At 65.6% G+C, this 13,771-nt stretch carries 11 protein-coding genes; 5 read left to right on the plus strand and 6 right to left on the minus strand.

Translation table 11 applies throughout. The features are described from left to right. Window positions 1–31 precede the first annotated feature (31 nt). The 3 genes from ACFQU1_RS00760 to ACFQU1_RS00770 form a co-directional block, all read right to left on the minus strand. Entirely contained in the window at window positions 32–997 is a 966-nt protein-coding gene (locus tag ACFQU1_RS00760) for a tripartite tricarboxylate transporter substrate binding protein (RefSeq protein ID WP_378128298.1), read from the minus strand. Between the two features lie 76 nt (window positions 998–1,073). Next, window positions 1,074–2,495, minus strand: coding sequence for an MmgE/PrpD family protein (locus ACFQU1_RS00765; RefSeq protein ID WP_378128299.1), 1,422 nt, complete (start codon window positions 2,493–2,495; stop codon window positions 1,074–1,076). Window positions 2,496–2,497: 2 nt separating this feature from the next. Further along, window positions 2,498–3,184 carry an FCD domain-containing protein gene (locus tag ACFQU1_RS00770; RefSeq protein WP_378128300.1) on the minus strand — a complete coding sequence of 229 codons (687 nt, stop codon included), beginning with the start codon at window positions 3,182–3,184 and terminating at the stop codon, window positions 2,498–2,500. A gap of 163 nt (window positions 3,185–3,347) precedes the next feature. Here ACFQU1_RS00770 and ACFQU1_RS00775 point away from each other — a divergent pair, with 163 nt between their 5' ends. The 3 genes from ACFQU1_RS00775 (at window position 3,348) to ACFQU1_RS00785 (ending at window position 7,377) form a co-directional block, all read left to right on the plus strand. Beyond that, window positions 3,348–4,409 (plus strand): ABC transporter ATP-binding protein, encoded by a 1,062-nt coding sequence (locus ACFQU1_RS00775; RefSeq protein WP_378128301.1) that lies wholly within the window; start codon window positions 3,348–3,350, stop codon window positions 4,407–4,409. A 14-nt stretch (window positions 4,410–4,423) separates the two neighbouring features. Continuing rightward, window positions 4,424–5,482 (plus strand): extracellular solute-binding protein, encoded by a 1,059-nt coding sequence (locus tag ACFQU1_RS00780; protein ID WP_378128302.1) that lies wholly within the window; start codon window positions 4,424–4,426, stop codon window positions 5,480–5,482. A gap of 164 nt (window positions 5,483–5,646) precedes the next feature. Then, window positions 5,647–7,377, plus strand: a complete 1,731-nt coding sequence (locus ACFQU1_RS00785; protein WP_378128303.1) for an ABC transporter permease — start codon at window positions 5,647–5,649, stop codon at window positions 7,375–7,377. A 6-nt stretch (window positions 7,378–7,383) separates the two neighbouring features. Here the strand turns inward: ACFQU1_RS00785 and ACFQU1_RS00790 are convergent, their stop codons facing one another. Next, window positions 7,384–8,076: an FCD domain-containing protein gene (locus ACFQU1_RS00790; RefSeq protein WP_378128304.1), complete on the minus strand. Its 693-nt coding sequence runs from the start codon at window positions 8,074–8,076 to the stop codon at window positions 7,384–7,386. Window positions 8,077–8,222: 146 nt separating this feature from the next. Between ACFQU1_RS00790 and ACFQU1_RS00795 the strand changes: the two genes are divergently transcribed. Continuing rightward, window positions 8,223–9,632, plus strand: a complete 1,410-nt coding sequence (locus tag ACFQU1_RS00795; protein ID WP_378128305.1) for an MmgE/PrpD family protein — start codon at window positions 8,223–8,225, stop codon at window positions 9,630–9,632. A gap of 11 nt (window positions 9,633–9,643) precedes the next feature. After that, window positions 9,644–10,711, plus strand: coding sequence for an isocitrate/isopropylmalate dehydrogenase family protein (locus ACFQU1_RS00800; protein WP_378128306.1), 1,068 nt, complete (start codon window positions 9,644–9,646; stop codon window positions 10,709–10,711). Between the two features lie 154 nt (window positions 10,712–10,865). Here ACFQU1_RS00800 and ACFQU1_RS00805 read toward each other — a convergent pair whose 3' ends face one another. Then, entirely contained in the window at window positions 10,866–12,446 is a 1,581-nt protein-coding gene (locus tag ACFQU1_RS00805; protein ID WP_378128307.1) for a rhodanese-like domain-containing protein, read from the minus strand. Further along, a complete protein-coding gene (locus ACFQU1_RS00810; RefSeq protein ID WP_378128308.1) occupies window positions 12,443–13,429 on the minus strand; it encodes an alpha/beta fold hydrolase in 987 nt (328 codons plus the stop codon). Before ACFQU1_RS00810 ends, ACFQU1_RS00805 begins: the two co-directional genes overlap by 4 nt. Window positions 13,430–13,771 lie beyond the last annotated feature (342 nt).

Consider the following 13,771-nt stretch of genomic DNA (forward strand, 5'->3'; position numbering starts at 1 on the left):
TGCGAGGCCGGCCCGAGCCGGCCTCGGCTCGTTATTTGATCGCGCCTGTTTCCTTCAGGAAGGCTTCGGTCTTGTCGGCAAAATCATTGACGAAGGCCGGATAGTCCTTGTGCGCGGTGAACTGCGGCACGAGTACCTCGGCGCTGTAGGCCTTCTTGTAATCGGGATCGGCGAGCAGCTTCGGCACCGCCTCGTCCCAAACCTTGGTGACCGCTTCCGGAAGGCCTTTGGGGCCGGCGAGACCGCGGAACTTGACGAGCGCGACGTCGTAGCCGAGCTCTTTCACCGTCGGCACGTCCGGCTTGTCGGCGATGCGCTCCGGATTGAAGGTGGCGAGAAGGCGGAGCCTGCCGGCTTCGAGCTGCGAGCGCACCTCCTGGATCTCGCCGATGCCGATGTCGAGCGTGCCATTCATGACGTTGAGCATCATGTCGCCGCCGCCCTCATGGGTGACGATGGCGGGCGTCACGCCGGCGGCGCGCTTCAGCTGCTCCGCCGCCTGCCGCTCGAGTGAAGCCGGATTGGCGACGCCCCATCGGCCACGCTCCTTCTTGGCGTGATCGATGACGTCCTTCAGCGTCTTGTAGGGACCGTCGGCGCGCGTGTAGATGACCTCGCTGTCAGCGAAGATATTCACGAGCGCGTCGAGATCCTTGTAGGTATTCTGCGGCTTGCTCATCAGCGACGTATAGATATAGGTCGGTGTCGTCGCGTAGAAGACGCTGCCGTCCGCTGGCGCGGAGGCGACGCGCGCGATGGCTTTGGCCCCGCTGCCGCCCTGCACATTCTCGATGACGAAGGTCGCGCCGATATACTTGCCGAGATATTTCGACATCTCGCGCAGGAAGACGTCACTGCCGCCGCCCGGGCTCGAATGGGTCACCAGCGTCACGACCTTCTGCGGATAGGCCAGCGGCTCGGCGCCGGCAGGCGCCATCAGGCTCACAGCCGCGACGAGACCGAGCGCGGCCGTGCCGATCGATTTCATGAAAGCCATCGTCTCTCTCCCCTTGTCCGGGCGCCGTCGTAACGGCAGCCCTCTTTGTTATGCCTGCCCCAGGCGATGCCGCCTCTCACGCGCGGCCGGTCGCCTCGCCGCTGATGAGCGCAACCAGCCGCCCCACATCGGCGCCCCGGTCGATGCCCCGCACGAGCCCCAGAAGCTCGTGCTGCGGCGCGCCATCGAGGACACCCTCGGCGCACATGCGGAACTTGCCGTCGAGATCGGCGTCGCTGATGGGGTTGGAGGGGCCGCCGCGGTAACGCTCATCGGCCCATTGCACGAGCTTGCGCCCGTCCTTCGTCGTGACTTCAATGCGCGAGCGGATCTTGTCATAGCCGCGCGCATCGATATCGGGATCGTTGATGACCTCGGTGCGGGCCTGCAGGTCCTGCATCGCCTCTCCGGCCACGAAGGCGTCCTCGAACTCGTGATGGCTCGCCCGGCGGCAGAGCACGATCATGGCGAGCAGCGCCGGCATGGAGAATTTCGCCTGCAGATGGTTGCGCGCGATCGGGTAGCGGATCGGCTCGATGATATTTTTGCCGGCAAAGAAGCTGATCTTTTCCACCTCTTCGGCCTTCAGGTCGTGATCGGTCACGAGCCTCAGCATGGCATCCATCGATTGATGGGTGAGAATGCCCGAGGGATAGGGCTTGATGCTGACGCCGGGCGACGCGATCGTCAACGGCTTGCCGAAGCCTTGACGCGCCTTCTCGCCATCGAATCCCTCGCCCATCACGGCGAAGAAGCCCCACTGCCCGTCGAGCGCAGAAGGATCGGCCTCGAAGCCGCGGGCGGCGAGAAGGGCTGCGGTCACGCCGTTCTCGCAGGCACGCCCGACATGCAGCGGCTTCGTCATCGTGCCGAAATTGACGCGGATACCGGCCGCAAGGCTCGCCGCGATGCCGAGCGCGTGCGCGAGGCGGTCGCCGCTAAGCCCAAGAAGCTTGGCGGCGGCGACCGTCGCGCCGAAGGTGCCGACGGTGCCGCTCGAATGGTGGCCGCGGCGATAGTGGCGCGGCAGCATCCATTCGGAAATCTTGCACTCCACCTCGAAGCCGAGCTGGAAGGCGAGCATCAGGTCACGCCCGCTCACGCCGCCTTTCTGGCTCGCGACGACGAGTGCTGCCGTGAGCGGCGGCACGGAGGGATGGGTGAGGAGACCATAGACATGTGCCGGGTCGTGCGAGACCTGGGTGTCGTCCCAATCATGGGCATGGCCGGCCGTGCCCCAGACGCGCGCAGCGAGCGGCGCCGGCACCTTGCCCGCACCATTGCCGGGCAGCGGCGCATCCTCGCGCCCACCCTGGGCGAGCGCGTCCTCGATGAGGATGCGGACCGAGGCTTCGCGGCTGCCGGCGAGATAGAGCCCGACGGTGTCGACCATGCAGCGCCGGCCGATGGCGAGCGCCTCCTCGGACAGGTCCGCATAGGTGGTGCCTTCGATGAAGCGGATGGCCTCGGCCGTAATCTCGGAGGCGGGACTCGTCACCGTCAGATCTCCTGCTGTTCAGGCGAAATCGGGGCTCGCGACATGAGCCGGTTCTTAGCCTCTTCCACGTGCCGCACATGGGCGGCGAAGGCGGCGGCCGGATCGCGCGCGGCGATCGCATCGACCATGGTGTGGTGCTCGGCATTGGAGGCATGCATGGCATCGCCCAGCATCAGGTTGCGGGCGCGGTAAAGTCTCAGCTGCTTGATCAACCCGAGATATTGCGCCGCGAGCACCTTGTTGCCGGCATTCGCCACAATGAATTCATGAAAGGCGAAGTTGAGGCGCACATAGCCGTCGAAGTCATCTTGTGCGATCGCCGCGTCCATATCGCTGACGAAAGTCTTGAGCTGGGCGATCTGCGCGTCGCTTACACGCGTCGCCAGGAGCTTGCCGGCGAGGCCGAAGAGCGCGGCGCGCACGTCATAGACGTCGGACGCCTGAGAAGCGGTTAGCCGGCGCACGAAAACCCCGCGATTGGGGATCTGCTCCACCAGCCCGGCGCTCTCCAGGGAGCGTAGCGCCTCGCGCACGGGGCCGCGGCTGGTGCCGAAGCGAATCGCCAGCTCCTTCTCATTGATGCGATCGCCGGGCTTGAACTCGCCGCCCAGAATGACGCGCTCGATCTCCTGCTCGAGCAGCATCGGCAGCGAATTCGAACGGAGGATTTCGAGGGCGGAGACGGACATCGGGGTGCTGACCTCTTGTTGCGGCGGTGGTAGAATGTCGAAAGAAGAATGTCAACAATTCCACGCGCTGGATGCTTATTGTTGACAATCTAAGATCGCGAACTAGGCTCGAACCACAGTCGCCGAAGATGCGCAGGTCGAGGACGCGGCTCAGGGAGGATCGATGGCGTTTCTGGAATTGAAAGGCCTCACCAAGCGTTACGGGGCCCTGACGGTCGTCGATCATGTCGACCTCGCCGTCGAAAAGGGCAATCTGGTCTGCTTGCTCGGCCCGTCCGGCTGCGGCAAGACGACGACGCTTCGTCTCATCGCCGGCTTCATCGATCCGGATGCGGGCGAGATCCGGGTCGGCGGTCGCGTCATCTCCTCGGGTGGCTTCAGCGAGCCGCCGGAACGGCGCAAGATGTCGATGATCTTCCAGAGCTATGCGCTATGGCCGCATATGACGGTGCGCGAGAACATCGGCTATGGCCTGGCGCTGCGGAAGCTGCCGCGGACGGACATCGCCCGGCTCGTCGACAAGATTCTCGCCGTCACCCGCCTGCAGGCCTTGAGCGATCGTTATCCCGGCGAATTGTCGGGCGGCCAGCAGCAGCGCGTCTCACTGGCGCGGGCGCTCGTCGTCGAGCCGGAGACCCTGCTGCTCGACGAGCCGCTCTCCAATCTCGACGCTAATCTGCGCGAGGAGATGCGCTTCGAAATCCGCCGCCTGCACGACGAATATCGCTACACGACGGTCTATGTCACCCACGACCAGGCCGAGGCGATGACCACCGCCGACCTGATCGTCGTGATGAATCTGGGGCGCATCGAGCAGGTGGGCAGTCCCGAGGAGATCTATGAGCGGCCGCAATCGGAATTCGTGGCGCGCTTTCTCGGCGGCACCAATATCCTGAAGGGCCGCAGGCTCGATGCCGATACGGTGGAATGCGGCTCGGTCAGGCTGCGCTGCGGCGATGGCGATTTCGCCGGCCGTGAGGATGCCGTCGTCTCCGTGCGCCACCACGACATCGTGCTGACGCCCGAGAGCCGGGAGGAAGGCCTCAACTGGGCCAAGGGCACGGTCGTGCGCCAAGTCTATCTCGGTTCGCACCGCGACTATCTCATCGAGCTGCCCGGCGGGGAACAGGTGCGCACGATTGCCCAGGCGGATCTCGCCATCGAAAGAGGAAAACCGGTGTGGCTGCATTTTCCGATGCAGCACTGCCGCGCGCTCGCACGCTAAAGGGAGGAAAACAAATGAACGGAATCGATCGCAGAACGGTTCTCGCCGGCTTGGCTCTGACGACGACCCTCGGAGCCGCCGGACGGGCCTTGGCACAGAGTGTCGCCCCCTATGATGTCACCCCCGACCTGATCGAAGCCGCCAAGAAGGAAGGCTCGGTGACCTTCTACACCGCGACCGACGTCTCGGTGGCGGAAAGGGTCGGCAAGGCCTTCGAAGCGAAATATCCGGGCATCACGGTCAAGGTCGAGCGTTCGGGCTCCGAGCGGGTCTTCCAGCGGCTCAGCCAGGAATATGGCAGCTCGATCCACAACGCCGACGTGGTGGAAACCTCGGATGCCGTGCATTTCCTTCTGTTCAAGAGGAAGGGTTGGCTCGCCCAGGCCGTGCCGGCGGAGGTCGCCAAGGACTGGCCGGCCGATGCCAAGGATCCCGACGGCCATTATGCCGCCTATCGCGCGCATCTCTCGGTGATCGGCTACAACACCACGCAGGTGAAGCCGGAGGAAGCGCCGAAGGCGCATGCCGACCTGCTCGATCCCAAATGGAAGGGACGCATCGTCAAGGCCCATCCCGGCTACAGCGGCACCATCATGACCGGAACCGACGTCTTGAGCCAGGCGCTCGGCTGGGAATTCTTCGAGAAGCTCGGCCAGCAGCGCGTCATGCAGGTGCAGTCGTCCACCGAACCACCGAAGAAACTCGCGCAGGGCGAACGCTCCGTCCAGGCCGACGGCAATGAATACAACATGTTCATGCTGAAGGAATCGGGCGTGCCGGTGGAAGTGGTCTATGCGACCGAGGGCACGCCGATCGCCATCGGCCATGCCGGCCTGTTGAAGGACGCGCCACATCCCAACGCTGCCAAGCTGTTTTATTCATTCCTCTTCGACCAGGAGACGCAGCAGCTCAACAGCGATGTCGGCGGTCTGCGTTCCTTCCACCCGCGGGTGAAGGAGAAGGAGACGCGCGTACCGCTCTCCAAGATCAAGCTTCTCTACTCCGACCCCGAAAAGCTCGAGCCGCGGATCGAAGAGATCAAGAAGAAATACGAGGAATATTTCGGCACCTAGGCATAGCGCAAGCCTTCGCGTGCAATCGCGGCAACGGCGCAGGCTCTCCCGTATCCGGGGAGAGATGGCGAGTGGTCGAACCCGGGAGGCGGAGCGTCTTCATCACGCCCCGCCCCCTTCGTTCCCTTCGAGGCCGGCCACAGACTTCAATGGAAGGATAAGTGATGACCGCGGTGGGAGAACTCGCCGTCCCGCTTCCGCAGCGACGCCCGTCGATCGACTGGTCGCGGCCGATCTTCGTGCTGCTGGCGATCATTCTCGCGGTGCTGGTGATCCTGCCCCTCGGCTGGCTGGGCTACTACAGCATCACCGACCAGGCAGGCCATTTCACGCTCGCCAATTTCGTGGCCCTCGCCAGCGACCCGACGCTGCGGCGGCCCTTCGTCGTCGCCATCGGCATGGCGCTCAGCGTCGGCGCCCTCTCCTGCGTCATCGCCACACCGCTCGCCTGGCTCGTGGCGCGCACCGACATGCCTGGCCGGGGCGTGGTCCGTGGCCTCGTCACCGCCTCCTTCGTCACGCCGCCCTTTCTCGGGGCGATCGCCTGGGAAATCCTGGCCGCGCCGAACAGCGGCATCATCAACTCGATCTATCGCTCGATCTTCGGCCTGCAGCCTTACGAATATCTCCTCGACATCTACACCCTCGAGGGCCTCGTCTTCGCCATCTCCTGCTACACCTTCCCTTACGTCTTCACCCTGGTGACGAACGCGCTGGAACGGGTGCCGAACGAACTCGAGGAAGCGTCCTCGATCCTCGGCGGCGGCTTGTGGAGGACCTTGCGCAAGATCACCATTCCGCTCGTGCTGCCGGCGATGCTCGCGGGGGCCCTGATCGCCATTCTCCAGGCGCTCACCATGTTCGGCTCGCCGGCGATCCTCGCGCTGCCGGCGAATTTCCACGTCATCACCACCAAGATCTGGAGCCTCTTTCAATATCCGCCGAAGCCGGGGCTTGCCGCGGCGGCGGCCATGCCGCTGCTCATCGTCACCATCCTGCTGCTGTGGACGCAGCGGCGAATCCTCGGCCGGCGCGGCTATACGACTCTCGGCGGCAAGAGCGGCGCGCCCCGCATCACGGCGCTCGGCCGCTGGCGCTGGGCGGCGGTCGCCTTCACCGTCTTCGTGCTGTCGCTCACGGTCATTCTGCCGTATCTCGCGCTTCTCAAGACGGCGCTGACCCGAACCGTCGCCGAACCCCTCACCTGGGAGAGCTTCACGCTCCACCATGTCTGGTTCGTCTTCTTCGAGTTCTCGGCGACGCAGCTCGCCTTGCGCAACACCTTCCTGCTCGGCTTCATGACGGCGACCTTCGGCACGCTGATCGCCCTCGTCGTCGCCTATCTGGTCTCACGCCAGACGGTCAGGGGTGTATCGCTCCTCGGCTATCTCGCCACGGCGCCTGTCGCCATTCCCGGCATCGTGCTCGGGGTCGGCCTGTTCCTGAGCTATTCGAGTCCGATACTGCCGCTCTACGGAACGCTCTGGATCTTGTTCATCGCCTTTCTGACGATCGAGATGCCCGCGGGCTATCAGCAACTGTCCTCCGCCTTCAAGAGCGTGCATGTGGAGCTCGAAGAGGCCGGACGCATTCTCGGCGCGACGCGCATGGAGACGCTGCGCACCATCACGGCGCCGCTCCTGCGCTCGAATGTCGTCGCCACCTGGTGCTTCATCTTCATCGGCACCATCCGCGAATTGTCGGCGACGATCCTCCTGACCACCGCCGATACCAAGCTCGTCTCGGTGATCATCTACGACCTTAACGAGAGCGGTGATCTCGGCGCGATCTCCGTGCTCGGGATCATGCTTCTCGTGATTTCCTTCGCGGTCGTCTATCTCGCCAACCGTCTGCCGCTGCTCGGTGGTGCGCGCGTCGGCCCGGCGCGGGGCTGAGGAGTCTCAGCCCTCGTCCGGATAGTGGCCCATCGGGCCGAAGAGGATTTCGCGGCTCGTCAGCACATGCATGCGCAACTCCTGCTCGGCGCCATCGGCGTCGTGGGCGGCGAGCCGCTCCAGGATGCGTCGGTGCTCCGCATTGGAGACATGCATGCGGCCGGGCTTGTGCAGCGTGCGACGGCGGAAGAGATGCATCTCGCGATGGATGGCCGCGCATTCGGCGCGCAAGCGGCCGTTGCCGCCGAACTCGACGATCGCCTCATGGAACCGCAGGTTGTTCGGATAGAACAGGTTGAGATCCTCGGCCGCCGCGGCGCGGTCCATCTCGTCGAGGTAATTGGTCAGGGTCTTGATCTGCGCACCGGTGACGATGGGTGCGAGCAGCCGCCCGGCCAGCGCATAGAGCATGGCGCGGATTTCATAGAGCTCGGCCGCGTCGCGGCTCGACACTTCGCGCACGAAGACGCCGCGATTGACGATGACGTCGACGAGCCCGCTCTGCTCCAGGCCCCGGCACGCCTCGCGGATCGGCCCGCGGCTCACGCCCAGCTTCGCCGCAAGCGCGTTTTCGTTGAGCCGCTCTCCGGCCGTGAGTTCCCCCTGCTCGATCATGCGTTCGAGCTCACGGCGGATGATCGATGTCAGCGACTGCGTCCGGCGGATCGCGAGAGCTTGCTCGGAATCGAAATTTGTCATGGGTCGGTCGTCGGCAGCCTCGGTGTTCAGGGTCGACTTCGCTTCTAACAGGCAAAAAGTGCAAGCGCCACAGATCTAAAAATGTTGACAATTCACAAATGACAATTAAGCCTGAAATCCATAACCGAGAGAGGATCAACCCCCGCATGAGCGCCTTCCCATCCCCCGACAACCAACTCACCCGGTCCGTCGCGACATTCATCTGCGGCACGGAAGCGGCCGCGTTGCCGAGCGACGTGGTGGCGCTCGGCAAGAAGTCGATCCTCGACGGGCTCGGGCTCGCCCTGTCCGGCTCCGTCGCCAGGAGCGGCGACTATGTGCGCCGGCATTTGGCGGATCTCAACCTCAGCGCCGGGCCTGCAACCGTCATCGGCAGCAATCTCAAGGTGGCGCCGCGTTTCGCCGCCTTCGCCAATGGCGTCGGCATCCATGCTGACGACTATGACGATACGCAGCTCGCCGTCGCCAAGGACCGCGTCTACGGCCTCCTCACCCATCCGACCGCGCCCGCCCTGCCGGCAGCACTCGCCATGGGCGAGACGACCGGCGCCAGTGGCCGGCAGGTGATGCTCGCCTATCACCTCGGTGTCGAGGTGGAGTGCAAGATCGCCGAGGCGATCGACCCGCGCCATTACCAGACTGGCTTCCACTCCACGGCCACCTGCGGCACCTTCGCGGCAGCCTCCGCGAGCGCCAAGCTCATGGGGCTCGATCTGGAGACGACGCTTCGGGCGCTCTCCATCGCCGGCAGCCAGTCGGCGGGCCTGCGCGAGAATTTCGGCACGATGACCAAGCCCTTCCACGCCGGCCGCTCGTCGGAAAGCGGCGTCGCCGCGGCGCAATTCGCGAGCTACGGCTGGACGGCGACGGACAAGATCCTGGAGGCGCCGCGCGGCTTCTTCCGCGCCGCCGGCGGCGGCTATGACGAGACGGCGATCCTCGGCAAGCTCGGCGCGCCATGGACCTTTGCCGAGCCGGGCATTTCCATCAAGCCGCATCCGTCCGGATCCCTCACCCACCCCGGCATGACCGAGATGCTGCGCCTCATCCGCGAGCACGACATCAAGGCCCAGGATGTCGAGCGGGTGCGGATCGGCACCAACCAGAACATGCCGAACGCCCTCATTCATCACCGCCCGACCAACGAACTGCAGGCCAAGTTCTCCATGGAATTCTGCATGGCGATCCTGCTTCTCGAAGGGAAAGCCGGGCTGCATGAATTCACCGACGAGGTCGTGATGCGACCCGACGTGCAGGCGATGATCGAGAAGGTCGATTTCGTCGTGGACGACGACGCCGAGCGCGCCGGCTACGACAAGATGACGACCATCATCGACATCACCCTGAAGGACGGCCGCAAGATCTCCGGCCGCGCCGATTTCGGCAAGGGCAGTCCCGCCAATCCCATGAGCTATGACGAAGTGGCGGACAAGTTCCGCGAATGCGCGACTTACGCCGGCCTGTCGCGCGACAAGGCCGACAGCGTCGTCGCCATGGTGCGCGATCTCGAAGAGCTCCCCACCGTCGAGCGCTTGCTCGCGCTGCTCTCCCGCTGATCGGTTTGACCATGGCTCATCTCACCATCGGCGTTCTCGACGGCGACGACATCGGCCACGAAATCGTCCCCGCGGCCGTCCGCGTGATCCAGGCAGCCGCCGACCGGCATGGCCTCATCGTCGACTGGCGCCCCATGCCGATCGGGCGGCGTGCGCTTGACACCCACGGCTCGACCATGCCGGCGGGCACGCTCGAGGCGCTCGCCCAACTCGACGGCTTCATCCTCGGGCCGATCGGCCATCAGGCCTATCCCAAGGTTCCGGAGGCGATCAATCCGCACCCGATCCTGCGCAAGCATTTCGACCTGTTCGCCAATGTGCGGCCGACGCGTTCCTTCCCCGACATCGGCTGCCTCTACGACGACGTCGACCTCGTCATCGTGCGCGAAAACAATGAGGGCTTTCAGCCGGATCGCAATGTGGTGATGGGTTCGGGCGAGTTCCGCCCGACCGACGAGCTCACCATTTCCGTGCGCGTCATCTCGCGCACCGGCAGCCGCAAGGTGGCGCGCGCTGCGCTCGAGATTGCCCGCCATCGCCGCAAGCGCCTGACGCTCGTGCACAAGAACACGGTGTTCAAGCTCGGCTGCGGCATGTTCGTGGAAGAATGCTACCAGGCCGCGAAGGATTATCCCGACGTCACCGTCGACGAAGTCATCGTCGATACCTTCGCGATGCGGCTTGTCCGCGATCCGCAGAGCTTCGACACGGTCGTCACGACCAATATGTTCGGCGATATCCTGACCGATGAGGCGGCCGGCCTCGTCGGCGGGCTCGGCATGGCGCCGGGGCTGTGCATCGGCGAAGGCAATTTCGCCATGGCCCAGGCGACGCACGGCTCGGCGCCGGACATCGCCGGCAAGGGCGTCGCCAATCCCTATGCGATGATCGAATCGTCGCGCATGCTGATCGAGCACCTCGGCCGCGCCCGCGGCGTGCCGCAGGCCGTCGAGGCGGCGAAGACCATGGAGCGCGCGATCCACCGGGCGCTCGCAAGCCCGGAAACCCGCACGCGCGACATCCGCGGCACGACGGGCACGGAAGGCATGACCGCGGCGATCGTCGGCACGATCGGCTGAGGGGCTTTCCGCGTCAAGTGGAGGGACACTTTTTTTTACCTCTCCCTGGTGGGGAGAGGTCGGCGCGAAGCACCGGGTGAGGGGAATATCGACTTCAGGAGCCTGGCCCCTCACCCTCTCCCCGGCGGGGAGAGGGGATAGCCAGAGCCTGCCCTCACCCGAAAGCAATGTTCTCCAGCCGGTACTCGGCGCGTTCGGCCGGATCGAGCTGGCGGGTGAGCCCCAATTCCCAGGCGAGATAGCGGCGCGCGGAGTCCAGGTTGCCGTCGTGCCGGTCGTGCACGAAGAAGAGGAAGTCGATCGCCGCCGTGTCATCCGGGTCATCGGGGCTTTCGACCACCGGCAGCCCCGCTGCACGCCAGGCGACGGGATCGCCGGTGACGCGGGCCATCCGGGCCACGCCCATCTCGCGCAAGTCGAGCGCCGCCGTCGCGGCGACATCGGGCTCGCCGACAAGGCAAACCGGCTCTCCCGCCTTCAACCCAGCCTCCGCAAAGCGCGGCCGGATCGCCCAGCGCGCCGGCGCAAGGTGCCCCGCGCGGAAGGCCATGGAGTCGCGCAGATCGAGAAGCACGGCGCCGGCCTCGGCGGCCGCAAGCGCGGCAGCGGCATCGATTTCCGGCAGGCGTGGAAACTCAGGCCTCTTGGGCTCGGCCGGGCGAGCAAGACGCCAGCCGCGCTGAGCCGCGACGTCCGGCAGCACATAGACTTCGTAGCCCATCTGCTTCAGCCAGAAGGCGGCGAGCGTGGCGCGCAGACCGGTATCGCAGGCGGTGACCACGCGCGCCCGGCGCAGGCCGATCCACTGGTCGGTCGCCTGCACGAGTTGCCCGCCGGGCGCATGGACCGCGTCTGGATGGGAGCCCGCGGCGAATTCTTGCGCGAGGCGCACATCGAAAAAATAGAGCGTGCGTGTCTCGTCTTCCGAAAGGCGCGCGACCTCCTCGCCCGAGAGCCACGAAATACCGAACCGATCGGCGAGCGCTCTGCCGCGCGCCCGGCTTTCGGCGGCCTCTTCGACCGGCAGGGGGTCGGGCGAGCTGCCACGGGCGAGCGAACGGCCGGACAGGGCCCAGCCTTGCGTGCCGTTCTCCAGCGCGAAGACGGGATTGGCGATGCCGGCGAGCATGAGACCTGCCGCGCCGATGATGCCGCGGGTGCGGCCGGCGCAATTGACGACGACCGGCGTTGCCGCGTCGGTGACCGCAGCTTGCAGGCGATGCGGCAGCTCGCCGTTTGGCATGGCGCGCGCGCCGGGGATGGTCATCTTGGCATATTCACTGAGCGGACGGCCGTCGAACAGCTGGAAGGGCCGGCCTTCCGCGCGCCAGGCATCGAGTGCCTCCGGCGGCAGCATGGGCACGTGCCATTCCTCTTCGACGAGTTCGCCGAGCGTCTTGCTCGGCACGTTCACGCCCTTGAACAGCGTGAAGCCTGCGGCCGCCCAGGCGGGCGCACCGCCCTCGATCCAGCTGATGTCGCCATAGCCGAGGCTTGCCAGGCGGCGCGCCGCTTTCTCCGCGACGCCGTCGCCGTCGTCGACGAGCAGGATCGGGACCGTCGTGCGCGGCACGAGCGCGCCGACCGCCGTCTCCAGCCGGCTATAGGGACAGGGCACGGCGAGGAAGGGGTGGCCCTCGCCATATTGGCCGTGTTCGCGGACATCGAGCAGCGCGATCTCGCCGCCCGCATGCAGCCGCGCCTTGGCCGTCTCGGCTGGGATCGCTCCGCTCATGCCGCGTCTTGCCGGCCCTCATAGGGCACCGGCTCGCGCCCGGAGAAGAAATCGAGGAAGGCGTCATAGACGAGGTCCGGCCGGTGCTCGGCGGGATAATGCCCGGTCGGGATGGCCCAGCCGCGCAGATCCGGCGCCCATTGGCCCCAGGCTTCCTGCGGCTTCAGATGCCGGCCGACATGGCTGTTCGAGCCCCAGATCGCCAGCACCGGGCAGGTGATCTTGCGGCCCGCCTCGAAGTCCGCCTTGTCGAAGGCGTAGTCGAGCGTCACCGTCGCGCGGTAATCCTCGCAAACGGCGTGGATCTGCTCGGGCGTGGTGCAGCGCGCATATTCGGCAAAGGCCTCGGGCGTGAAGATGGAAAGCCCGACGCCTTTCTTGTTGAGCTTGTAGCTGATGTAATAGTTCAGATCCGCGCAGATGAGCTTCTCCGGGAACGGCGCCTTCTGCGCCATGAAGAACCAGTGGTAGCTCTCCAGGCCCCAACCCAACGTGATGTTGCTGAGCAGGTTGTAGGTCGGAATGATGTCGAGGGCGCAGAGCCGGCTCACCCGCTCCGGCTTGTCGAGGGCCATGCGGAAGGCGACGCGGGCGCCGCGATCGTGGCCGGCGACGCCGAACCGCTCGAAGCCGAGAGACGACATGATCTCGAACATGTCCTCGCCCATGGCGCGAAACGAATAGGCGGCGTGATCCTCACCGCCATCGGGCTTCGAGCTGTCGCCATAGCCACGGATATCCGGCGCCACCACCGTGAAGCTCTGCGCCAGGGAAGGCGCGATCCTGTGCCAGCTGACGAGCGTTAGCGGATTGCCGTGGATCAGGAGCAGCGGCGGCCCTTTGCCGGCAACGGCCACCTCGATCTCAGCTCCGGATGTCTTGATGCGGCGGCGGGTGAAGCCTGCCATCAGCTCGGGGCCGTGCGGCAGGAGCGGCGGCCGGTCGGAATTCGAAGACGAGGATCCGTGCTCGTCGAGGCCCATTGCGTTTCCTCCACTGCCACGCGTGTTTGTTCGGGCGAGATCGTTGATGGCGCGGTCGAACCTCGGACACCGAAGCGCAAACGCGATGTAATGGTAGGCGTCGCAATCGACTATTGTCAACAATTCGCAATTTCGATTCTGATCCTATAGTGTCCCGTTCGAAGGCGCGCTCACCCTCCCCTTCGAGGGGGAGGGTCGGCGGCGAAGCCGCCGGGGTGGGGTGGTCGGGCGGAGCCGAGGTTACTCACCCCCTCCCGCGTCGCTGCGCGCCGCGACCTCCCCCCTCAAGGGGGAGGTGATTCGCACCTGCGGGAATCGTTCGGAGCTGAATGTGCTGCTCCG

Origin of the sequence: Chelatococcus sp. GCM10030263 (assembly GCF_042666455.1) — a bacterium.
Classification (GTDB): domain Bacteria; phylum Pseudomonadota; class Alphaproteobacteria; order Rhizobiales; family Beijerinckiaceae; genus Chelatococcus.